Genomic DNA, 21,353 nt, shown 5'->3' with positions numbered 1-21,353 from the left:
AATGACTACTCTTCCTCTCCCCCATTTCTGCGTGAGCCTCTGTACAACTCATACTTTAACAAGCGACAGTCGATGGAGCCGTTATATAGGGGCACCCGGCGAGAAGTACGCAGTCCAACATTCTTTGCAGCCTCTAGATTACCTGTGAATACAAAGGCATCAAAGCCCTGATAATTGTTTTTAAGCGTATCACCAATGTTCTTGTAAAGCAGGTTAATGTCATCAGACTGTATTCGCTCGTTATAAGGTGGGTTCATAACCACAAATCCATGATCTGCAGGAGCATTTGTTTCAAAAAAGTCAGCCTTTTCTACTCGGATGATATTTTCTAATCCGGCATTTTCTATGTTATTTCTGGCAGCCGCTATATAGTCAGCATCAATGTCGTACCCTTGTATCAAAGCCTGTGGTTTGTCCATGATAGCTTTTGCCTCAGCCGTTTTCCAGATCATCTCCAGCAGACCTGCATCATAATCTTTCCAGCTCTCAAAGCCAAAGGCATCACGGCGGTATAATCCAGGAGCAATGTTCTGCGCCATCATGGCTGCCTCGATTAAAAACGTTCCCGAACCACACATGGGATCTACAAAAGCAGACTTCTTATCCCAACCCGATAAACCTATGATGCCTGCAGCTAAAACTTCGTTCAATGGAGCCACGTTTGTCTGCAGCCGGTAACCGCGGCGGTGCAGTGAATCTCCAGAGGAGTCAAGTGAAAGGGTTACCATGTTCTCATGCATGTGCAGGTTCAGACGCAAATCAGGACGGATGCGATCTACAGAAGGACGCTCACCTGTTGCTTTCCGGAACTGGTCTACTATGGCATCTTTGGTTAACTGCGCTACATAAAGGGAGTGTTCAAACGTAGAATGGCTAACTACTGCATCTATTGCAAAGGTCTGTTCCAAACCAAAGTATTCTGACCAATCCGTTTTCTGGACCTGTGCATACAGGTCCTTTTCATCACGAGCCTTAAAGTTGCGGATGGGCTTCAGGATGCGAATAGCAGTACGGCACCAAAGGTTAGCCTCATACAGCTGGCGCAGGTTTCCAGAACAGCTTACAGCACGATTTCCCACCTTTACATATTCCATGTCGAGGGCACGCAGTTCTTCTGCTAAAACCTCCTCTAAACCTGCCATAGTAGTGGCTATAATATTAAAATTATCGTTCTGCTTCTGCTTAGCCATTTTTTATACTTTTATTCTATGCAAAGATAGGATGTATAGCTAAGAGTTTAGAGTTAAAGTTAAGAGTAGTTAGCTATGTGTGTTTTAATGCCCCCAATTGGCAAAAACAATCTATACCAGTTAAAGCCACCTTTAACTCATAACTTTCAACTCTAAACAACCTGAACTATCTTTGTATAAATTCAATGCTTATGAAAATTCAGTCTGATTATTCGCTTAAGCCCTACAACACCTTCGGTATAGATGTAAAAGCAAAGCTTTTCGTTCGTTTCGAATCTGTGCAGGAATTGCAGGAGATATTAAGGATGCCTGAACTGAAGCAGGAGCAGAAACTGATTTTAGGGGGTGGCAGTAACGTGTTGTTTACGCAGGATTTTGATGGCGTAGCTCTCCTGAACAGCATTAAAGGCATTGAGGTTATTCATGAAGACGACCAGCATGTTTATGCAAAGGCCGGTAGCGGAGAAGTATGGCACGACTTCGTTTTGTATACCCTACAGCACAACTGGGGAGGCGTGGAAAACCTTTCACTTATACCAGGTACAGTAGGCGCTGCTCCTTTACAAAATATTGGGGCTTATGGGGTAGAACTGAAAGACGTTTTCCATGAGCTGGAGGCAGTACATACAGAAACAGGTGAAGTAAAAACCTTTGACAATGACACCTGCCAGTTTGGATACCGGGAGAGCGTGTTTAAAAATAAACTAAAAGGGCAGTACATCGTTACTGCTGTCACTTTTAAACTGCATAAGGAGCATCACCTAAACACCAGCTACGGAGCTATTAAAACTACTCTGGAAGAGATGCAGGTAAAGCAACCTACTATACAGGATGTTAGTGCTGCCGTCTGCCACATCCGGAGCAGCAAGTTACCCAATCCAAAGCAGATAGGGAATGCAGGTAGCTTTTTCAAGAACCCGGAGATTCCACTTGACGAGTTTGAACAACTGAAAGCACAGTTTTCAGACATTCCCTCCTATCCTGTATCAGAAACAACTGTAAAGGTACCGGCTGGCTGGTTAATTGAGCAGTGCGGCTGGAAAGGTAAAGTATTAGGTAACTATGGAGTGCACAAAAATCAGGCGTTAGTGCTGGTTAATTATGGCGGTGCCAAAGGAGACGAAGTACGCAAATTGGCATATGACATTATTGCATCCGTAGAAGAAAAGTTTGGTATCAGGCTAACTCCTGAAGTCAATATCCTGTAATTTTCTTTCTAGAGCCAAAATATCTAAGTTTTGGCTCAACCTATTTTCCACAGCTGCGATATATAGTAGAATCAAATTAGCAGCTATGAACAAGAAAATACTACTCACCCATCTTTTTTTGCTTTTTACCCTGGCTTTCTTTACCGCCTGCGATAAGGAAGACCCTGATTTAACTAAAACTGATATTCTTGTAGCCGAAACCTGGAAAGGTGATCAGGTACTGGTCAATGGTGTAGATGTGTCTGACAGGCAGGAAGTCATCAATGAAGTTGGTCGTATAAAAACTGCACACATGAAGTTTGACAGGAATGGTACTTACCGTGCCACCTATGAAAGCAATGAGGGGCAAGAGGAAGAAACCGGCACCTGGGAGTTTAACGAAGATGAGACTACAATTACTTTTGACCTTTATGGGGAAGTAAATGTAGTCAGGTTAACAGACAGGAACCTCGATTTTATGGCTAAAATCCCTTTTCAGGGTGTAATATTTGATGCCGAAGTTAAGTTTGTGAAGTAAAAAAACTTAATATAATCAGAACATGTCAAAGCCTTAACAACAATAAGGTATTTAAATAACATCCTTTAAAATATAAAGGATTTAATATATTGCAGCCCTTTTAAACCTTTTTACTTTCTCTTTATTAAATATTATATGAACAAAATTAGAATTTTAAGTTTCCTCTTTGCTGCACTGTTTCTGTCAACCTTAACAAGCTGCGATAAAGATGACGAAGATCAGGAACCATCTAAGAGGGATCTCCTTACAGCAGGAACATGGACTGGTACAGCTATCTATGCTAATGGACAGGACTTCACTCAAGTGTTTATAGATGAACTAGGTTACGATATCAAAAAGAACACTGTTAAGTTTGATAAAGCAGGAACTTATGTTGATACCTATGAACGTGTATCAATAAATGGAACTTGGGAATTTACTAATAACGAGCAGGCTATCTTATTCGATAAAGGGGATCCTGATAATGAATATATCGGGGAAATTTCTAAACTTGATAGTGATGAACTCTTCATTCAACAAGATCTTGAAATTGAAGACGATGAAGGAAACGTTTCAACAATTGATTTAGAAGTAAGATATAAGCGACAATAAAACAGCAAAGGCTCCCGAATGGGAGCCTTTGCTGTTTTAGCCAGTTTCTTTTTACAACAACCTAGTAAGCTTTACATTCCTGCATCACTCCCACACTAGATATTTATATAAAATACTATCCCTCAGCAACTTTAAACGTAAACACCCATAACCCCCACTATATCCAAATTAAAACAAGGATAGTTACAACAACCAAAACTATATACTATTTGGAATTTTAAACATGCTTCTATGAGAAGATTTAAACATTTATTCTTCCTTTTACTCGTTATTACACTGGTCCCGATGACCAGTTGCGACGATGACGATGATGACGTTGAACCTTCAAGAATGGACTTATTGACTGCAGGTGAGTGGTCGGGATTTGCTATTTTTGTTAATGGTGCAGATGTAACCGACTTCTTGGCAAGCGATGAAGACGAACCGATCGACGTCAGGACTTGGAAGCTCAAGTTTAATAACGACGGCACTTACACGATAAGAGGAGACGGTGTGGATCCTTCTCCTCTTCAGGGAGAGTGGGAATTCACCAATAACGAGCAGGCCATTATCTTAGAAGGAGACAGCCCAGGCGACACTCAAACTGTTGAAATAAATAAGTTAACTAGTTCAGAATTGTTTCTCAACATGACGCTGGAAGACGAAGACAGTGGAACATCCATAGACGGTGAAATAAGGTTCCGCCGATAAGCAAAGAAGGCTCCCTGTAAGGAGCCTTCTTCTTTTAAGGGATTCCGCCTATTTCAGCACAGCAATTGTGGCACCATTTCCACCTCGTTCCTCAGCTTCATTGCCTACACTGGCCACCTCTGGTACGGCATATAGATAATCGCGCACCACCTGGCGGAGAATACCGTTTCCGCGGCCATGGATTATTTTTATCTCCGGAATGCCAAGCATGATCGCCTCGTCTGTGAAGTTCATTATCTTAGTTAGCGCACTTTCTGCAAACTCGCCACGAATGTCAAGTATGGTGGTAAAATCCGCCATACGCTGCGTGATGTTCATTCCGCGGGTATAGCCTTCTGCTGATGAGGCTTTTTCTTTCTTCTGCTTCGTTGACACCTGCCCTTCTATCTTTTCCAGGTTATCAACTTTAGCTATTGTTTTAAGTCCGCCAAAAAGTACTTCCGCTGTTTTGCCCTTGATACTTACTACCTGCCCTACAGAGTCCTGCCCAACCAGAGACACGTTATCGCCTTCTTTTATGGTTCCGCTAGCAACACGCTTATGGGCAGGGCGCGGTTCTTCTTTTCGTACCTCCTGGGTAAAGGCCTCTAACTCTCTTCTTGCTTCCTTCGTCTGTTCCTTCTCTGCCTGGCTTTGCTTTATCTGCTGTATAGTAGATTCAATTTTCTGATTTGCATCCTTAAGCAGCAGCTTCGCTTTCCCCTTAGCCTCGCGCATGATATCCTGCTTACTATCCTCAAGATAGTTTTTCAGGTCCTGGTACTCCTTCACGTTGCGTTTCAGCTTCTGCTCCAGCTTTGTAGCCTCCTGAAGTTTTTTCTCCAGCTCCTGCTTCTCTGTTTCAAGTTCTTCCAGCAAACGGTCATATCGAATCTTGTCCTTACCTACCAAACTGCTGGCTTTGTCAACGATTGGTTTCGGTAAACCAATCTTACGGGCTATCTCTATGGCAAACGATGATCCGGGTTTTCCGATCTCCAGTTGATAAAGTGGTTGAAGATTCTTGTGGTCGTATCGCATGGCACCGTTTACGATACCTGGCGTACGCTCAGCATAATTTTTCAGGTTGGTATAATGCGTTGTAATTACTCCAAACACCTTACTATCGTTTAGCGTTTGCAGCACAGCCTCAGCAATTGCACCACCGAGTATAGGTTCAGTACCCGTACCAAATTCATCTATCAATACCAAACTCTTACTATCAGCCACCGTTACAAACTTCTTCATGTTTGTCAGGTGTGAACTGTAGGTACTCAAGTCGTTTTCTATGGATTGTTCATCGCCGATGTCAATAAAAATATCATGGAAAATACCTGCTTCCGAACCATCCTCTGCCGGTATTAGCATACCGCACTGTAGCATATACTGCACCAATCCTACAGTTTTCAAACTTACCGACTTACCACCAGCATTCGGTCCGGAAATAATAAGCATGCGCTGATCCCTGTTCAGTTCCAGGTCCATTGGAATGGTGGGTTTGCCTGCCTGCCTGTGTGCCAGGTACAGCAAAGGGTGCATCGCCTGCTTCCAGTTGATGTGCGGATACTTCTGAAGCTTCGGTTTCGTGGCTTCTACTCTACGGGCAAAGGCTGCCTTCGCCCGAATGAAATCCAGTAGCCCCAGGTACTGGTAAGCCTTTCGAAGTTCCGGCACATGATGGCGTAAGGTATTTGTAAGACCAATAAGGATGCGTACCAACTCACGATGATAGGCATTCTCTAAGTCCTTGATATCGTTATTCAGCTCGAAGATAGACTCAGGTTCAATGTAGACAGTTTGCCCTGTACTGGATTCGTCATGTATTAACCCTTTTATGCGGCGCTTATGCTCCGCAATAACAGGTATAACCAAGCGTCCTCCTCGTATGGTAGGCTCCACATCAGATGGTGTCCAACCTTCGTTCTTTGCATGCCTTATGATAGATTGTATTTGCTTACGAAGTACGGCTTGCTGTGCAATTAGATCCCGCTTCAGACGCTGCAATTCTGGAGTGGCATCATCGCGCACGGCACCAGCATCATCTACCACTTTATCCAAAGCAGCAATCAAAGAACGTTCTACCGTAATGTCTGTACCTAAACCTTTCAGAGCAGTAAACTTTCCTTCTTCGGTACCGGAAATGAAACGCAGCGAATCACGGATAGTACGCAGAGACATCTTTATTTCGAAGAAGTGCAGCACGTCCAGATAAGTACCCTCGATCACAGCTCTGTCCAGGTAAGCGGTAACATCAAAGTAGTGCTGCAACGGAATCTCTGCGTCAGATTCCAGTAGTTGTTTAAATTCGTAAGTTTGCTGAAGCAGCCTTTCCACCAGATCCTGGCGGTTAAGGAATTGCATGCGATTTACAAATTGGCTACCCAGCGGACTCAGGCAAAGCTCTGAAAGCATTTCCCTAATCTGGGCAAACCCGATCTTTATTTCAAAATTCTCTGGATAGATCAATGTTATCTCTTAATTTGTGCAAAAATAGCATTTTATAACAAGTTTAGGCTGCTGTTCGTTCGCTTAAACCTGATATAGATAATGCTTATTTTTCAGGGCAGTTGTTCTGAAGCTATTAACAATAAACTTTAAACTTCAGAGTAGCTCATTTCATGTTTTAAATCATTTACATCGCACATTCAGACACTCCATATGATTTTAGATAAACTTCAAAACGCACCGCGGTATTATACGTTGCACCCGCTATTCGAGCAGGCATTCCGGTTCCTGAAGGAAACTGATCTAACCGCTTTACCAATCGGGCAGCAAGCCATAGTTGGCAGGGATCTGTTTGCAATCATATCGGAGGGTACGGGTACTACAGAAAAGGATGCAAAGCTGGAGGTGCACCGTAAATACATAGATATTCAATACATTGTTTCAGGTACAGACCATATGGGTTGGAAAGACCTGGCACAATGCAGCGCACCAAGTGACCCCTATACTGAAGAGCGTGATGCAGCTTTCTTCCCGGACAAAACAAGGAACTGGTTCGACGTTCCGGCTGGTTCCTTTACTATTTTTTACCCTGATGATGCCCATGCTGCCATGGTTACAGAAGAGACAGTCCGTAAAGTGGTGTTAAAAATTGCAGTAAACTAGCCCTGCAGGTAGAAAGAAGGTATGAGTACAGAAGATAAAGACTTTAACGGGAAAGATTTTACCGATGTCTCTCTGCCTAAAGGAGAATATGAAAACTGCACTTTCACGAACTGCCTTTTTTCCGGTTCAAGTCTGTCAGAAGTTGTTTTCATTGACTGCAGGTTTGAGACCTGTGATCTGAGTATGGCTATCCTGCAGGGTACAGCATTTAGAGACATTCAATTTAGAGGTTGTAAAATGCTGGGTCTGCACTTCGAAGACTGTAACAGTTTTTTGTTTTCTGTAAGCTTTAACAACTGCCAGCTAAACCTTTCTTCTTTCTATAAGCTAAATCTAAAGAATTCAGCTTTCCGAGACTGTAGTCTTCAGGAGGTAGATTTTACAGAGGCAAACATGACAGGAATTTTGCTTCAGAACTGTGACTTAACCGGTGCTACTTTTGAATATACCATTCTTGAAAAAGCTGACTTTCGGACTGCCACCCACTACTCCATTGATCCTGAAAAAGTGCAGATGAAGAAAGCAAAATTCTCTATCCCTGGTGTGATAGGACTTTTAGATAAGTATGATATAAGCATAGAGTAAGTCTTTACTACCCTGTACTTCCACTTAGGATGATGACCTAGAACAATGGGTTAGCAACATAAAATATCTGGCCTGTTTCTTGGGAATGAAGATTCATGGGATGTGGCAGCCAATTTTCCTGGAAGCCTGATTAATAAGAAAATTTAATTTAACCTGTAGTCAAGGGGGAGCATCTCTCCTACTTTTTCCCAGCCCCAGTAACCTTCCAGCACCACTTGCAAGGGCTCAGAAACACTGCCATTCTCCTCTAAAAATATGCTTCCTGAATCAAGTGATATAACAGAAGTCTGGTAAGTAGGTTTACCTGCTTTTCTTTCCTTAAACTGCAGCAGGTAGCCTGGTTCTTCTTTTTCTCCTGTAAACACGACCTGCAGGAAGTCATCAAAGGCCAGTTTTGCTAACCCGTTTTCTGTACTAAGGTAGGCATTGTACGGCACAGGGTTTTTATCCAGCTTTTCAATATACTTAGGTAAACTGGCTCGGGATAAGACCTCCCCAACTTCACCTTCGAGTTTTACAGTGCCTCCTTTAGCTCTTTCTCTTAATTCTGCACGGGCTGCGGCGATCTCTTCATCAGTAGGGCGGTTGGGGTTAGGCAAACGGTACAGGCGGCGCAGGTTGAATCCCTGCTCTTCTAACTGTTGCTTTCGCAGCGCCCGCACAAAATGCATGAAAGATCCGTTGTAGGCCGCCTCCCTGTTTTTCAGCCAGCGGCGTTGTTTCCCTTTGCCACCCTCCATCAGCGTGAACTTAGGATAGCCAAGGAAGTAAGAATAATTGTCTCTGAAATAAAGCTTGAAGTCCGTCAACAGGTATTCAATTGTATAACCTAATGCAGGATTTTGAATCAGCAGTACATCCTTTGCCTGCACGTCCAGTACACTCTCCTGAGGATCAAAGGTGATAACTAACACTTCGGGGTTTAAGATTTTCAGCTGATTGCCCAATTTGCTTTTACCAAGGAAATGTTCTTTAAATACCGCCAGGTTATAGTACCATTCTTTGTCACGGGTAGCAGTTACTTCTACTTCGCCTAAGTTATAAGCTTTGGGTGTTAGTTTAACTAAGTAAGAGGGTGCCAGTTCATTTCCTTTAGCTTCAAAAATAACCGGCTCGTACCCCATAAAAGAGACAACCACTTCATACGTACCTGCTCCTACAGCTAGCCTAAACTCTCCTTTGTCATTAGTGTGGGTACCATTCGTTGTATTGTTCAGGTAAACAGATGCGAACTCTACAGGTTTATTTGTCTGCTCATCAATTACCCTCCCCTGCAATACCTTTTGGGCAGATGCAGTGGAGACGAGCAACAGCAGCAATAACAGGATTTTTAGTCTAAGCATCTGGAAACAACTGGTTGAAAGCTTAATTTAAAGAATTGTTGTTCAACAAGGCTAAACTTTAACTTTCTTTAACATTTGAGCCAGCGCAGCTAATGTTCTTTTGAGCCTTAGCAGTTAATACTAATTGCTACAGAACTAGTATTGATTATTACACCTGGTACATCTATCTAAACTATGAAAAACTTTCTGCATCTCGTGTGGTCTGCTGTGAAGGGTAAGGAGCAGGATTATACTGTACTGGGCATAAAACAGAGTATAATTCTGCTGGCAATACCTATGATCCTGGAGATGGTGATGGAGTCAATGTTTGCTATCGTGGATATTTTCTTTGTAGGGAAACTAGGATCAAACGCCCTGGCCACAGTAGGGTTAACAGAATCTGTGCTGATGGTTATTTACGCTGTTGGGATGGGCATAAGTATAGCGGCCACAGCAATGGTGTCGCGTAGAGTTGGAGAAAAGAACTACCACGAGGCAGGAAGCATAACATTTCAACTGATTGTAACAGGTGTGGTCCTGGCGCTGCTGATGGGAGGCATAGCGACCTATTATGCGGCCGAGATGCTGGCTTTAATGGGAGCAGCACCAGAAGTAATTACAACCGGGGTCTCCTATGCCCAGATTATTTTTGCCGGCAACGTTGCTATCATTTTACTATTCCTGATCAACGGTGCCTTTCGTGGGGCAGGACAGCCGCACCTGGCTATGCGGGCCCTGTGGTTGGCAAATGGGGCGAACATCATCCTGGACCCGCTCCTGATTTTTGGCATTGGCAGCTTTGAGGGTCTTGGGCTAGCTGGTGCAGCCTGGGCAACGACAATCGGCAGAAGCCTAGGGGTAATTTACCAGCTTTATCACCTGTTTAATGGCAAACATCTGCTAAAGATCGTGCGCAGCAACTTAATGGTTAGTTTATCTGTCATCATCAGGATTCTTAGAGTTTCATCCGGTGGTGTGGGGCAATACCTCATCGACTCTGCCAGCTGGATCTTTCTGACCAGAATTATGGCCGAGTTCGGTAGTAATGCTCTTGCGGGTTATACCATTGCGTTTCGGGTCATTATCTTCACGCTCCTGCCGGCATGGGGACTTTCTTCGGCTGCTGCTACCCTTGTCGGCCAAAACCTGGGAGCCAGGAAAGCGAAAAGAGCTGAGTTAGCAGTCTGGCTCACGGCAAGGTATAACATGATTTTTATGGCTGCTGTTACAGGTATATTTATCTTATTTGGCGAGCACCTTTCTGCCTTTTTCACCGATGATCCTGAAGTAATCAGTATCGCGACAACGGCCTTGCAGATCATAACCCTTGGCTACATCTTCTTTGGCTTAGGTATGGTGATGGTACAGGCGTTTAACGGCGCCGGCGATACACGAACTCCCACTATCATCAATATTGTCGTGTTGTGGCTTCTTGAGATACCACTTGCTTATGCGCTTGCCATTTACCTTAACTTAGCAGCCACAGGAATTTTTATCGCCATTGCATTCTGTCACTCCTTCCATGCTGTTGTGAGTGGATGGTTGTTCCGGCGCGGCACCTGGAAGCGGGTTAAGGTATAAGCAATCTGTGTGGAAGAGCAGAAGATTTAACTAACCTTTATCTGATTTTCTGCCCATACAAAGCAGTTTATCACATAATTCTTCCTTATACTTGCCGCACGAACTTTGTAGCCCGGACAGTAGGATGCTCAGACTCATCAGAACAGATTCAGATAATAAAGACTTTCGCCAGCTAATAGTGCTACTTGACCAGGACCTGAAGAAGCGAGATGGCGACGAGCACTCCTTTTTCGCTCAATTCAATAAAATTGATAATATAAGCCATGTAATCGTGGCCTATAAAGAGAATATACCTGTAGGTTGTGGTGCTATTAAAGCCTACACACCAGGTATTGCCGAGATCAAACGAATGTTCGTATCGGAGCAGCACAGGGGCCAGGGAATTGCCGGTCTTGTACTTCAGGAGCTGGAAAATTGGGCTGCAGAACTGGGCTATTCTTCTTGTATCCTAGAAACAGGCCTAAAGCAAACGCCGGCAATCAGACTTTACCAGAAAAGCAGTTACGCTGTTATTCCAAACTATGGACAGTATGCCGGCGTTGAAAGCAGTGTCTGTATGCAGAAAGATCTAAAAACAGCCAGTGAAGCATAAGTCACTTAATTTTAGGCAGAACTGCAGGCGGAGATTGTGGACCAGAACTATTGATATCAACTTATGAAGTATACTCCACCAGAACTCCGAACAGTAGAGGTAACACGGTATGTTACGCCGCTGCGTGAGGGAGGCTCTTTGCCAGCCCTTGTCGAGGCAGATGATGAGTTCCTTTACGTGCTCAAATTCAGGGGTGCCGGACAAGGTATAAAAGCACTCATTGCGGAGCTTATTGCCGGTGAAATTGCCCGTATACTTGGATTTAAAGTACCGGAGTTAGTGTTTGCCACCCTGGATGAAGCATTTGGCCGCACAGAGCCTGATGAAGAGATACAGGATTTACTCCGGGCCAGCGAAGGTTTAAACCTTGCGTTGCATTACCTGACGGGTGCCATTACCTTTGATGCGCTTGTGACCACAGTAGATACCAGACTAGCTTCACAGATTGTCTGGTTGGATTGCCTGGTGATGAACGTAGACCGCACGCCCAGAAACACAAACATGCTGATGTGGCACAAGGAGCTATGGTTAATTGATCATGGCGCATCGTTATACTTTCATCATGCAGGGTACAACTGGGAGGAACAGGCAAGGCGACCATTTGTACAAGTAAAAGACCACGTTTTATTGCCGGAAGCCACTGAACTTGAACTTGTAGATAAGGAGTTTAGAGAAATTCTTACACCAGAACGCATTCAGAATATTGTCGCGCTTATTCCAGACGAGTGGCTGCAAACCATAGACTCCCCTTTTGAATCCGTGGGTGAGCACCGGGAGGTTTATACAAAATTCTTAGAGACACGACTGGCACATACAGAAGTATTTATTAATGAAGCACAGCATGCAAGAAAAGCACTTGTTTGAGTACGCCGTAATTCGCGTAGTGCCGTGCGTTGAGCGGGAAGAGTTTATCAACGTGGGGGTCATAGTTTATTGCTCCTCAAAGGGATTCCTTAAAACGAAATGTGAGTTGAATGAAAAACGTCTTTGCGCATTTTCTGATCAGATGGATGTGGAGGAATTGCGGGAGCGCCTGAGAGCTTTCGAGCGCATTTGTGCGGGCGGTAAGGACGGAGGCACGATAGGAGCTCTGCCAATTGCTTCGCGTTTCCGGTGGCTTACAGCTACACGCAGCACTGTGGTACAAACTTCCCCTGTTCATCCCGGGCTTTGCACAGACCCACAGGAAACGCTGGAAAAATTATATGCCCAACTGGTGCAGTAGGTGATGTCAGAACTTCTCTTCTATACCTAAGCCAAATAGCGCATAGTCATACTTTACCGGGTCAGCAGGATCAAAAACCCGCAGATGATCTGTTAGTTCTTCAGCCGTCTGCCAGTCCATGCCTTTTCGGGTTATAAGACCAAGCTTGCGGCCTACCCGTTCCACATGCACATCACAAGGGCATACAAGATCGCTCATTTTCATTGTATTCCAGATACCAAAGTCTACCCCGCAATCGTCTTTTCTCACCATCCATCGGAGATACATGTTCAGGCGCTTACAGGCAGATTTACGGGCAGGAGTGGCAATGTGCTTTCTTGTGCGTTGAGGCGCATCCTCTAAGCTAAATACCAGTGTATGGAAATGCTCCAGTCGTTCCTTTTGAGATGTCAATTCGTTTTGTTCCCCTGTAAAAGCAGTTTCAAGGCTCTCATGCTGTTCATAGTACCACCTCAGAAAGTGTAGCAGGTAAAGTAAGTCCGTGTCATTGAAGGTGCGGTGCTTAAAGCCTAAAAAGCGCTTCAAATCATGCTCCCGATGATGAAGGATGAAATCATGCGGAGCACTATCCATCAGACTCATCAGTTTTATACAGTTGTTGATGATGGTCTTACGCTGTCCCCAAGCCAGTATTGCTGCAAACAACCCACTGATTTCGATGTCTTGCTTCTTAGTGAAACGATGTGGAATGGAAACAGGGTCATTGGGTATAAAATCAGGTTGGTTATACTTCTCTACCCTATCGTCTAGCAAAGCTTTTATGGTGGCGTAATCTTGTTCCATGAGATACTCTACGGGAGTTAGAGGGAATTTAGTTTGAATGATTGTTTATAATATCTTTTTTCAGAGCAGCAAAGCCAACAAGTATCCTTAGTTAGAAAGACTATTATTATAATAACTCCTACATAACTGTGGTCTGTTGCAACAAAAAAGCCTGAACATTTCTGCTCAGGCTTTTGCAAAATCTTCTTAAAGTTTTATGGCATGTATGATACTTCTACTCTAAACTTCTGGTCTACAGCCCCTAACTTCTGATATGCCTTTTTAGAAACTTTTACTACAACCTTATCATTTGCCCCGGTTTCAGGAAGCTTCCCGATAACACGCACATAAACTATCTGGTTGTTCATAGCATTTTTCACCTGCATGATGGTTCCTACAGGAGCTGTTCTGTGAAGGGCCAGGTACTTATTAGTATCAGCTTTCGGATCTATCATCTCAGCCATGCCACTTTCCACCACACGCTTCACTACTTCACTATCTTCCTTCTCCTCTTTTGCCTCCACACGCTCGTTTGCCGGCGAAGGAGTAGCTGCTTCAGGCTTAACAGCAGTAGCCGGCTCTGTAGCATCCGCAGCCTCTGCTGGCTTGGCCTTTGTCATTTCATCATCAGGCTCCGGCACGTACACAGGCTTTTTAGTAGGAGTCGCCATTCCTTTACCTACTACCAGTTTCGCTCCAACGCTGATGCTGTTATCCTTCAGGTTATTCCAACGCTTAATGTCATCCACGCTTACACTGTGCAGCCTCGAGATAGAATAGAGCGTTTGGTTAGGCTCCACTGTATGCAGCTTGTTGCCGGTCTCATTCACTGTATAGGTACGGCTACTGGCTGCAGGGGCTGCAGGGGCTCCTGTAGCAACAGGAACTGTATTAACTGCAGATGCAACAGCGTTGGAAGTTATTGTTTTACGAGGGATCAAAACAATCTCTCCTATTTTTATCGTCGTCTCTACGCTAGGATTTGCATCCACGATCTGAGACACGGGAATGCTGTATTTTCTGGATAAGGCGTAAAGTGTTTCCTTCGGTTCTACCTTGTGCTGCACAAACAGCTTTCCGTTTTTGCGCGCTATGCCAACGGAATCACGTACAGACGATACATCAAAGGCATTTGCCGAGAAAGAAAGCAAGGGTGCTACTATAAGAGTAACTAAAAAAGATCGAACCATGGTAAAATTGTACTATGCTAAAAGTCGATATACCTTCAAAATCTGCTTGTCCTGCAGAAAGTATAAATTGAGGTTAAAGATAAAAAAAGTATCTGAACCAATGCCACTCAATCCGCTTCCAAGTTTTTCTTTTAGCTGTAAATCCCCCTCCAGGTTAAATACAGCCACAAAATTTGTTAAACCTGCTTCTCCCTTATCTTCATAGAAGCTAACCACTAAAGCCGCATCCGTTTCAGCGTACTCTACGGCCTTAACGGGTACAATTCCAAGTTGCGCCTCCAGGAAATCCCGCACCTGCTCAAAATACGCCTCCCCTTCTTTGTACAACGCCGGATAGGTGCAGTTCTTGTACCTGCGTACACTAAATGCCTCTGCCTGTTCTGCAGCATCCTGCTGTCGCAGGCCAGTCTTTAATGGCTGCCCCGTACGAGGATGCAGCAACTGAAAAGAAATCTCCGGAGCTGTAGCCGGATATGCTAAAACACCATCTGCAACAACGCCATAGAATGCTAACTCCGGCTGCTCCCATATCCTTTCCCCAGTAGCTGCAGCCATGGCTATGATCCCTTTGTGCTGGCCTACCTTGCGGTCGCCGTAGCCATGCAGGTAAACCACACCTTCTTGTGTATCCTCCAGCCCTTTCCACCATGCCTGGGCAGATGGTACTGGTAATTGCCTGATAGTAAAATCTGAAGCTGACAAAGTAAAGTAGTAGGCCAGAAGTAAATCTGCATCCCTTATTTCCAGGGCCAGGTTAAAAGCCGAAGTATCCAGGCGGATGCGCCACACTGGAGCTGCAAATTCGTATTTAAAGAGTAGCGTAGCGATAGCTGGAGTATTTTTATTATCTTATGCCTTATTGGCCCTTATAACCTGCCCTAAATTATGAAATCCTATCCAAAGCATTGGCATTTGCACCTGTTTTACCTGCTATGCCTGGTGCTGTTACCCATCATATCCGTGGCCCAGGAGGCTAAGACTAAGGTCTTTATCATGGAGATTGATTCTGAGATAGATCCCCGCACCAATCGTTATACAGAACTGGCTCTGGAAGAAGCAACAGAGGTCGGAGCCGATCATGTGCTGCTTGTGCTCGATACTTTTGGAGGTGCTTTAAATGATGCTGATGAAATAAGGAAGCGGATACTGGAGTACCCGAAGCCGATCTATGTGTTCATCAATAAGAATGCCGCTTCGGCAGGGGCTCTAATCTCCCTGGCCTGCGACAGCATTTACATGGCTCCCGGGGCAAACATTGGTGCTGCCACGGTGGTTGGTGCCGACGGCGAGGCTGCTCCAGGCAAATACCAGAGTTATATGCGTTCTATTATGCGCTCTACGGCTGAGGCTAACGGCAGAGACCCACGTTTAGCAGAGGCAATGGTGGAGGCCAGTGTAGATTCTACCTTATCAGCCGGACAAGTCCTTACCCTTACTACCACAGAGGCAATAAAGCTAGGGTTTTGTGATGGCGTAGCCGTTAATGTGGAAGGTGTGCTGGCAGACCTGAACCTGCTGGACGCAGAAATCATTACGTATCAGCTTAGCACAACAGATAAGATCGTTTCCTTCTTTCTCAATCCATTTATCAGCGGAATTCTGCTGCTTATAATTGTGGGTGGCCTTTATTTTGAACTGCAGACACCTGGCATAGGATTTCCCTTACTGGCTGCTTTGGTGGCAGGTGTTCTTTACCTGGTTCCGTATTACCTGAACGGACTGGCGGAGAACTGGGAGATCATGCTATTTGTAGCAGGGCTTATACTTATAGCGCTCGAAGTTTTTGTCATTCCCGGCTTCGGAATTGCAGGCATAGGTGGTATCATACTGGTGTTTGTTTCGCTGGTTCTGGTAATGGTTAACAACCAGAACTTTGACTTCACCTTTGTACCTTCTGACAGGCTTGCGAAAAGCTTGGTTTCTGTTGTAGCAGGCATGTTGGGAGCTGCTGTCCTTATTGCCCTAACCTGGAACCGCATTATCAGCAGCAAGCATGCTCAGCGTGTAATTTTAAGTAATACTTTCAGCAGTAAAGAGGGGTATCGCTCAGGCAATACTGTTGAGCACCTGATAGGAAGAACGGGCGTGGCCCATACCCGTATGACCCCCTCAGGGCGTGTTATGATAGATGACACTTTATATGATGCACAGGCTCGTGATGGTTTTATTGAGAAGGGAGAGACAGTGCAGGTAATTGATCAGAGCACTTTTTCACTTCGTGTAAAGCGGGTTTCGTAAAATTTAGTATCCTAAACATAACCATACCATCCATGAGAATTGCACCCCTTCTTGTAACAGTACTTACAGCCGTAACTATGTTATCTTGCCAGAATAACTCCCCACAAGACGAAACCAGATTGACCACTGAAGCTACCCTCTTATGGACGGGTGAAATTGCGGCAGACGGATGTGGTTTTGAGGTAGTGATAGATGGAAAAAATTATTTACCAGAAAACGAAGACGCAATTCCGGCCAAATATAAAGAAAGGGACAGCACACAGGTTCAGCTATCTTACATACCTCTGAAGGAACCGATTGACAGGCGCTGTGGAATGATACCACAGCCGCGGGTTATGGATGCTATACGTGTTGTGTCTGTTGAGGAGATTTAAAATTTTTGGCCACTGCAACCATCAGAGCTTATTTCGACTCCTATGGGAAAAGAGATACGATGAAAGTGACTAAAAAACTTCTGCCCCTTGCCCTCTTTACCGGAGTAATGCTTTTTACCTCCTGCAGCAAAGATGATGAATTAGATGGAGGCACTCTTGAGAGAGCTGATGCGACTTTAACCTGGTCCGGAGATTATGCTGTCGATGGTTGTGGTTTTACACTACAAATTGGAGAAGAGTATCATAAGCCTGTAAATGAATCAGATATAGCTGCTTCATATAAGGAAAATTTTACGACAGAGGTCGAGGTAAAATTTATTAACTATAACAGATCGGTGAAAACCTGCCAAACCAACGTCAACAGGAACAAGATTAAAATCCTGGACATCAGGGAAAAATTGTGACATTAGAACAAATCATGCAGCAGCTGTCGGAGCTCGGTGACACAGGCACAAAGCAAGTACTTCTGAAACACGGAGCCAAAGAACCATTTTTCGGGGTTAAAGTGGGAGACCTTAAGCCTATCCAGAAAAAGCTAAAAAAGAACCACATGTTAGCTAAAGAGCTTTACAGGACCGGCAACTCAGATGCCATGTACCTTGCAGGACTTATAGCTGATGAAAAAGCTATGACCAAAGCTGATCTGCAAGAATGGGTGTCTAAAGCACATTGGTACCTTTTAAGCGAGTATACCGTTGCCCAGCTTGCTGCAGAGAGCGCCCATGGATGGGAGCTCGCCAAGGAGTGGATAGATTCTGACAATGAAGGCATTGCCTCCGCTGGTTGGTCAACCCTTTCGAATTTAGTTAACATACTGCCTGACGAGAAGCTGGATTTACCCTTCCTTGGGAGTTTACTCAGCCATATTGCACCAACTATTCACCAGCAGCCCAACAGGGTGCGCTATACCATGAATAGCTTTGTAATTGCCGCAGGAACTTTTGTAGAGGGCTTAACTGCCGCAGCCAAACAAGCGGCATCGGAAATAGGTATGGTCAAAGTGGACATGGGAGAAACTTCCTGTAAAGTACCCGATGCCCTAACATACCTGAAAAAGATGGAGTCTTTGCAAAAAATAGGCAAAAAGAAAAGAAGGGCCCGCTGTTAAACCAGCCATACTTGCGTAACTTTGAGCAGTACTTAAAAGCATCAAAAACCCTACACTCCGAACACTATGGAAGTTCTTGGAATCATACCTGCGCGCTATGCCAGCACCCGATTTCCGGGTAAACCTTTAACTGATATCAATGGCAAAAGTATGATTCAGCGGGTGTATGACCAGGCAAAAAGCTCCAGCCTTAAAGAAGTGATAGTTGCAACAGACGATGCACGTATTTTTGACCATGTGCAGGGATTTGGGGGAAAAGTAGTGATGACGGCGGAACATCACCAGAGCGGTACAGACCGTTGCTTTGAGGCTTATCAGCAGTTTGACCAGCCTTATGAGTATATTATTAATATTCAGGGCGACGAACCCTTCATCAGGCCGGAGCAGATCGATCTTGTGGTCTCCTGCTTCAAAGACTCCCGTACCCAGTTGGCTACCCTTATAAAAAAAGTGGAAACGGCAGAGGAATTATTTAATGTGAACTCCCCGAAGGTAGTGTTGAATAAAGCACAGGAAGCTTTATACTTTAGTCGCCAGCCTATTCCCTATTGCCGTAACGTACCGAACGACATCTGGCATAAGCAGCACACATACTACAAGCACATCGGCATTTATGGTTACCGGGCCGATATTCTGGAGCAGATAACACAACTGCCTCCATCCGCACTGGAATTGGCAGAGTCGCTGGAGCAACTACGCTGGCTTGAAAATGGATTCCGAATCACCACTGCCACCACAACCTTTGAAACAGTAGGCATTGATACACCAGAAGACCTGGAGAAGGTAAGGAACTTATAGGGTTAATTATCCTCCTGCTTTCTTTGCTTTATAACCTGAAGCCTGTAAAACCTGAAGTATTTTATCACGGAAGTCACCCTGGATCAGTATCTCACCGTCTTTAACTGAACCACCCACGCCGCATTTGTTTTTCAAAAGCTTTCCGAGCTCCTTCAGGTCATCTTCTGTCCCAACAAAACCGGTTACAAGAGTTACCTGCTTTCCGCCACGTGATTTTTTATCCAGCATCACCTTCAGATTCTGCTGTTGAGGCGGCAGGGTAGCTTCTTCGTGCTCCTGATCGTATTCGTAATTAAAATCTGAACTTGTAGAATATACTACTCCCTGGCGGCCTTTCTTATTTTTATCCTTCATAGTTTTTCAGTTTTTGTGATACATTATTAACCCAGCCCCTAAGCCGTAATGATATAACATCAATCCGCTGTTTTACTTTGGCACCACTACCTTTAGGGAAAGCGGATTCATCTGAACATCAAATTCAGAGGCCTTGCCCATGAACTCACCGTCTGCATGGAACATCATAGGTTCGTCTGTCTCCACTTTTACGTGGTTTGTTTTAAAGTATTCGGCACTGTCAGCGTTTGCCAGCTGCTTTGTAAGCATACAGTAACTCAGGTGCAGTGCCTTAATCAGATCCAGCTTACGCACCAGGCACACATCAAGATGACCATCCTGTATATCTGCCATAGGGGCAATGTATGCGTTGTTGCCATATTGCGCGGCATTAGCGAAAGCCATCACATAACAGTCGGTATCAAAGCTATGGTCGTTTATACTGGCCTTAACAGGCAAGTGCTTGTAATTAAGCACTTCCTTCATCACGAGTTCAACATAGGTTTGAAGCCCACGCTTTTTGTTGCCAGCAAAGACCGAGCTGATGTAAGCATCGAACCCTATTCCTGCTGTGGTAAAGAAAGCATTCCCATTAATACTCCCACTATCGATTGTAGATACATGTCCCTCGTTGAGTACCTTCAGCGCCCCATCCAATCCCATTGGAATTTTTAGGTGGCGTGCCAGCCCGTTGCCTGATCCTCTTGGCAGAATTCCCAATGCTGTTTCAGAATATACAAGCCCACGGGCCACCTCATTTACCGTACCATCACCACCAACGGCAACAACTATCTCACAACCTTTGTCGGCAGCTTCGCGCGCCAGATTGGGTGCATGTCCTGCGTGCTTTGTGAAAACAACATCATACTTAAACTTCTTGCGATCCAGCAAGTCTTCAATACGTGCAGGCACATCTACCCGATTTTTAGGACCCGAGGTCGGATTGATGATAAAGCGTATATGGGGGCGTGAACTCATAGTCTTAGGTTAGGGTACTAACCTTGCAAAAATACCCTTTCCGGCTGACAATAAAAAAGCCCGGTCCCTTAAAGGCACCGGGCAGGCTTGTATTCCCATTTCTTCTACTTCAGATGGAAAGTGAGTACCGGAATGTTGGTGTGGTTTACCAGATCTTCCGCTATACTCCCACTTAACAAATGTGAGAGGCCAGTCCTGCCATGTGTTGCCATCATGATTAAATCAGCCTTTATGTCGTTTGCAAAGTGCAGTATCCCGTCTTCTTCAATTACATCATTGTAAACATTTATAGTATAGTTCTGTAATCCATACTTCTGTGCTGTGTGCTCCAGTTTATCTCTCAGGTTTCCGCTCGATTCAAAAGCGCCAGGGGTATTTATGTACACCAGGTGCAACCGGGCCCCAAACAAGGACTGAAACATATTGAATTTATCGACAGCATGCCGAATTTCTCTCTTGAAGTCAGAGGCTAAAACAATTTCATTTACTGTAAATTCAGGATCACGCTTCTTAATAGTTAGCACAGGGCACTCCGCTGAACGAACAACCTTTTCAGTGTTAGAGCCGACCAGGAATTCATCTAATCCACTTGCTCCTTTTGACCCCATGACTACCAGGTCTACCTGATCTTCCTTAATTGTTCTCCTGATCTTACTGATCGGTCTGTCAACGGCTACTTCTTCCACAACATCGATTCCTTTATGATCAAAAGAGTTGACCATTCTGCGCATGTTTCCTTTCGTCGTTTCCAACATCTGTAGCACATATACCTGCTCCATACCATCCCCAGTCAGTGTTGTATCACCGGTGGCACTGAAATTACCTGTAAAGCTATAGTTAGTGGTGTAGGGCATTTCCACTACATGCAGTAGTTTTATAGCTGCACCCGTACGGCGGGCAATGCTTATAGCTACTTCATAAGCATTTCTGGAATGTTCTGAAAAATCGGTAGGAACTAAAATTCTTCTCATCATGGAATTAGCG

Annotated in this window: 24 protein-coding genes; 15 read left to right on the top strand and 9 right to left on the bottom strand. The window is 44.6% G+C overall.

The window, feature by feature from the left end:
* Positions 1–5: 5 nt before the first annotated feature.
* Entirely contained in the window at positions 6–1,190 is a 1,185-nt protein-coding gene (locus ACFSRY_RS18445; protein WP_377511498.1) for a THUMP domain-containing class I SAM-dependent RNA methyltransferase, read from the bottom strand.
* A 191-nt stretch (positions 1,191–1,381) separates the two neighbouring features.
* Here ACFSRY_RS18445 and murB point away from each other — a divergent pair, with 191 nt between their 5' ends.
* The 4 genes from murB to ACFSRY_RS18425 all read left to right on the top strand — a co-directional run bounded on the left by murB (position 1,382) and on the right by ACFSRY_RS18425 (position 4,196).
* Positions 1,382–2,398 (top strand): UDP-N-acetylmuramate dehydrogenase, encoded by a 1,017-nt coding sequence (gene murB, locus ACFSRY_RS18440; protein WP_377511495.1) that lies wholly within the window; start codon positions 1,382–1,384, stop codon positions 2,396–2,398.
* An 85-nt stretch (positions 2,399–2,483) separates the two neighbouring features.
* Complete coding sequence (locus ACFSRY_RS18435; RefSeq protein WP_377511492.1) at positions 2,484–2,915, top strand: lipocalin family protein; 432 nt, start codon at positions 2,484–2,486, stop codon at positions 2,913–2,915.
* Positions 2,916–3,050: 135 nt separating this feature from the next.
* A complete protein-coding gene (locus ACFSRY_RS18430) occupies positions 3,051–3,506 on the top strand; it encodes a hypothetical protein (RefSeq protein ID WP_377511489.1) in 456 nt (151 codons plus the stop codon).
* A gap of 231 nt (positions 3,507–3,737) precedes the next feature.
* Complete coding sequence (locus tag ACFSRY_RS18425; RefSeq protein ID WP_377511486.1) at positions 3,738–4,196, top strand: hypothetical protein; 459 nt, start codon at positions 3,738–3,740, stop codon at positions 4,194–4,196.
* 48 nt (positions 4,197–4,244) lie between these two features.
* Here the strand turns inward: ACFSRY_RS18425 and ACFSRY_RS18420 are convergent, their stop codons facing one another.
* Complete coding sequence (locus tag ACFSRY_RS18420) at positions 4,245–6,641, bottom strand: endonuclease MutS2 (protein ID WP_377511483.1); 2,397 nt, start codon at positions 6,639–6,641, stop codon at positions 4,245–4,247.
* Positions 6,642–6,833: 192 nt separating this feature from the next.
* On the opposite strand from ACFSRY_RS18420, the gene ACFSRY_RS18415 reads away from it, so the two are divergent.
* Positions 6,834–7,283, top strand: a complete 450-nt coding sequence (locus ACFSRY_RS18415) for a YhcH/YjgK/YiaL family protein (protein ID WP_377511480.1) — start codon at positions 6,834–6,836, stop codon at positions 7,281–7,283.
* A 21-nt stretch (positions 7,284–7,304) separates the two neighbouring features.
* Entirely contained in the window at positions 7,305–7,868 is a 564-nt protein-coding gene (locus tag ACFSRY_RS18410) for a pentapeptide repeat-containing protein (RefSeq protein WP_377511477.1), read from the top strand.
* Between the two features lie 143 nt (positions 7,869–8,011).
* Here ACFSRY_RS18410 and ACFSRY_RS18405 read toward each other — a convergent pair whose 3' ends face one another.
* Positions 8,012–9,211: a carboxypeptidase-like regulatory domain-containing protein gene (locus ACFSRY_RS18405; protein ID WP_377511474.1), complete on the bottom strand. Its 1,200-nt coding sequence runs from the start codon at positions 9,209–9,211 to the stop codon at positions 8,012–8,014.
* Between the two features lie 174 nt (positions 9,212–9,385).
* Here ACFSRY_RS18405 and ACFSRY_RS18400 point away from each other — a divergent pair, with 174 nt between their 5' ends.
* From ACFSRY_RS18400 to ACFSRY_RS18385, 4 genes are all read left to right on the top strand, one after another.
* A complete protein-coding gene (locus ACFSRY_RS18400) occupies positions 9,386–10,771 on the top strand; it encodes an MATE family efflux transporter (RefSeq protein ID WP_377511471.1) in 1,386 nt (461 codons plus the stop codon).
* A 124-nt stretch (positions 10,772–10,895) separates the two neighbouring features.
* Positions 10,896–11,363 (top strand): GNAT family N-acetyltransferase, encoded by a 468-nt coding sequence (locus ACFSRY_RS18395; protein ID WP_377511468.1) that lies wholly within the window; start codon positions 10,896–10,898, stop codon positions 11,361–11,363.
* Between the two features lie 63 nt (positions 11,364–11,426).
* A complete protein-coding gene (locus ACFSRY_RS18390) occupies positions 11,427–12,227 on the top strand; it encodes a HipA family kinase (RefSeq protein WP_377511464.1) in 801 nt (266 codons plus the stop codon).
* Positions 12,205–12,588 carry a DUF3037 domain-containing protein gene (locus tag ACFSRY_RS18385; RefSeq protein ID WP_377511461.1) on the top strand — a complete coding sequence of 128 codons (384 nt, stop codon included), beginning with the start codon at positions 12,205–12,207 and terminating at the stop codon, positions 12,586–12,588. Before ACFSRY_RS18390 ends, ACFSRY_RS18385 begins: the two co-directional genes overlap by 23 nt.
* Positions 12,589–12,594: 6 nt before the next feature.
* Here the strand turns inward: ACFSRY_RS18385 and ACFSRY_RS18380 are convergent, their stop codons facing one another.
* The 3 genes from ACFSRY_RS18380 to ACFSRY_RS18370 form a co-directional block, all read right to left on the bottom strand.
* Positions 12,595–13,371: a TIGR02757 family protein gene (locus tag ACFSRY_RS18380; RefSeq protein WP_377511458.1), complete on the bottom strand. Its 777-nt coding sequence runs from the start codon at positions 13,369–13,371 to the stop codon at positions 12,595–12,597.
* 194 nt (positions 13,372–13,565) lie between these two features.
* Positions 13,566–14,540 (bottom strand): LysM peptidoglycan-binding domain-containing protein, encoded by a 975-nt coding sequence (locus ACFSRY_RS18375; RefSeq protein ID WP_377511455.1) that lies wholly within the window; start codon positions 14,538–14,540, stop codon positions 13,566–13,568.
* A 12-nt stretch (positions 14,541–14,552) separates the two neighbouring features.
* Complete coding sequence (locus ACFSRY_RS18370) at positions 14,553–15,329, bottom strand: DUF4905 domain-containing protein (protein WP_377511452.1); 777 nt, start codon at positions 15,327–15,329, stop codon at positions 14,553–14,555.
* A 96-nt stretch (positions 15,330–15,425) separates the two neighbouring features.
* Here ACFSRY_RS18370 and ACFSRY_RS18365 point away from each other — a divergent pair, with 96 nt between their 5' ends.
* The 5 genes from ACFSRY_RS18365 (at position 15,426) to kdsB (ending at position 19,058) form a co-directional block, all read left to right on the top strand.
* On the top strand, positions 15,426–16,778 hold the full coding sequence (locus ACFSRY_RS18365; RefSeq protein WP_377511449.1) for an NfeD family protein: 1,353 nt from the start codon (positions 15,426–15,428) through the stop codon (positions 16,776–16,778).
* 32 nt (positions 16,779–16,810) lie between these two features.
* Positions 16,811–17,152: a hypothetical protein gene (locus ACFSRY_RS18360; protein ID WP_377511446.1), complete on the top strand. Its 342-nt coding sequence runs from the start codon at positions 16,811–16,813 to the stop codon at positions 17,150–17,152.
* Between the two features lie 59 nt (positions 17,153–17,211).
* The gene (locus ACFSRY_RS18355) at positions 17,212–17,556 is read left to right on the top strand and encodes a hypothetical protein (protein WP_377511443.1); all 345 of its coding nucleotides are present in this window, start codon (positions 17,212–17,214) and stop codon (positions 17,554–17,556) included.
* Positions 17,553–18,260, top strand: coding sequence for a DNA alkylation repair protein (locus ACFSRY_RS18350; RefSeq protein WP_377511440.1), 708 nt, complete (start codon positions 17,553–17,555; stop codon positions 18,258–18,260). The genes ACFSRY_RS18355 and ACFSRY_RS18350 overlap by 4 nt, the downstream gene beginning before the upstream one ends.
* 66 nt (positions 18,261–18,326) lie before the next feature.
* Positions 18,327–19,058, top strand: coding sequence for a 3-deoxy-manno-octulosonate cytidylyltransferase (kdsB, locus tag ACFSRY_RS18345; protein ID WP_377511437.1), 732 nt, complete (start codon positions 18,327–18,329; stop codon positions 19,056–19,058).
* Positions 19,059–19,064: 6 nt separating this feature from the next.
* On the opposite strand, the gene ACFSRY_RS18340 is transcribed toward kdsB, so the two are convergent.
* The 3 genes from ACFSRY_RS18340 to ACFSRY_RS18330 all read right to left on the bottom strand — a co-directional run.
* Positions 19,065–19,412, bottom strand: coding sequence for a translation initiation factor (locus ACFSRY_RS18340; protein ID WP_377511434.1), 348 nt, complete (start codon positions 19,410–19,412; stop codon positions 19,065–19,067).
* A gap of 72 nt (positions 19,413–19,484) precedes the next feature.
* Positions 19,485–20,369, bottom strand: coding sequence for a diacylglycerol/lipid kinase family protein (locus ACFSRY_RS18335; protein ID WP_377511430.1), 885 nt, complete (start codon positions 20,367–20,369; stop codon positions 19,485–19,487).
* A gap of 104 nt (positions 20,370–20,473) precedes the next feature.
* The coding region (locus ACFSRY_RS18330) for a universal stress protein (RefSeq protein WP_377511427.1) at positions 20,474–21,353 on the bottom strand (880 nt) is incomplete at its 5' end.

This window comes from Pontibacter locisalis (assembly GCF_042684605.1).
Classification (GTDB): Bacteria; Bacteroidota; Bacteroidia; order Cytophagales; family Hymenobacteraceae; genus Pontibacter; species Pontibacter locisalis.
This window is presented reverse-complemented; position numbering and strand designations above follow the sequence as displayed.

Bases quoted from the DNA above. Each gene is read 5' to 3' on its own strand.
- ACFSRY_RS18405 (WP_377511474.1), bottom strand. From the start codon at position 9,211: ATGCTTAGACTAAAAATCCTGTTATTGCTGCTGTTGCTCGTCTCCACT.
- ACFSRY_RS18340 (WP_377511434.1), bottom strand. From the start codon at position 19,412: ATGAAGGATAAAAATAAGAAAGGCCGCCAGGGAGTAGTATATTCTACA.
- ACFSRY_RS18430 (WP_377511489.1), top strand. From the start codon at position 3,051: ATGAACAAAATTAGAATTTTAAGTTTCCTCTTTGCTGCACTGTTTCTG.
- ACFSRY_RS18365 (WP_377511449.1), top strand. From the start codon at position 15,426: ATGAAATCCTATCCAAAGCATTGGCATTTGCACCTGTTTTACCTGCTA.
- ACFSRY_RS18400 (WP_377511471.1), top strand. From the start codon at position 9,386: ATGAAAAACTTTCTGCATCTCGTGTGGTCTGCTGTGAAGGGTAAGGAG.
- ACFSRY_RS18380 (WP_377511458.1), bottom strand. From the start codon at position 13,371: ATGGAACAAGATTACGCCACCATAAAAGCTTTGCTAGACGATAGGGTA.
- kdsB (WP_377511437.1), top strand. From the start codon at position 18,327: ATGGAAGTTCTTGGAATCATACCTGCGCGCTATGCCAGCACCCGATTT.
- murB (WP_377511495.1), top strand. From the start codon at position 1,382: ATGAAAATTCAGTCTGATTATTCGCTTAAGCCCTACAACACCTTCGGT.
- ACFSRY_RS18425 (WP_377511486.1), top strand. From the start codon at position 3,738: ATGAGAAGATTTAAACATTTATTCTTCCTTTTACTCGTTATTACACTG.
- ACFSRY_RS18335 (WP_377511430.1), bottom strand. From the start codon at position 20,369: ATGAGTTCACGCCCCCATATACGCTTTATCATCAATCCGACCTCGGGT.
- ACFSRY_RS18395 (WP_377511468.1), top strand. From the start codon at position 10,896: ATGCTCAGACTCATCAGAACAGATTCAGATAATAAAGACTTTCGCCAG.
- ACFSRY_RS18410 (WP_377511477.1), top strand. From the start codon at position 7,305: ATGAGTACAGAAGATAAAGACTTTAACGGGAAAGATTTTACCGATGTC.
- ACFSRY_RS18435 (WP_377511492.1), top strand. From the start codon at position 2,484: ATGAACAAGAAAATACTACTCACCCATCTTTTTTTGCTTTTTACCCTG.
- ACFSRY_RS18375 (WP_377511455.1), bottom strand. From the start codon at position 14,540: ATGGTTCGATCTTTTTTAGTTACTCTTATAGTAGCACCCTTGCTTTCT.
- ACFSRY_RS18385 (WP_377511461.1), top strand. From the start codon at position 12,205: ATGCAAGAAAAGCACTTGTTTGAGTACGCCGTAATTCGCGTAGTGCCG.
- ACFSRY_RS18360 (WP_377511446.1), top strand. From the start codon at position 16,811: ATGAGAATTGCACCCCTTCTTGTAACAGTACTTACAGCCGTAACTATG.
- ACFSRY_RS18355 (WP_377511443.1), top strand. From the start codon at position 17,212: ATGAAAGTGACTAAAAAACTTCTGCCCCTTGCCCTCTTTACCGGAGTA.
- ACFSRY_RS18390 (WP_377511464.1), top strand. From the start codon at position 11,427: ATGAAGTATACTCCACCAGAACTCCGAACAGTAGAGGTAACACGGTAT.
- ACFSRY_RS18415 (WP_377511480.1), top strand. From the start codon at position 6,834: ATGATTTTAGATAAACTTCAAAACGCACCGCGGTATTATACGTTGCAC.
- ACFSRY_RS18445 (WP_377511498.1), bottom strand. From the start codon at position 1,190: ATGGCTAAGCAGAAGCAGAACGATAATTTTAATATTATAGCCACTACT.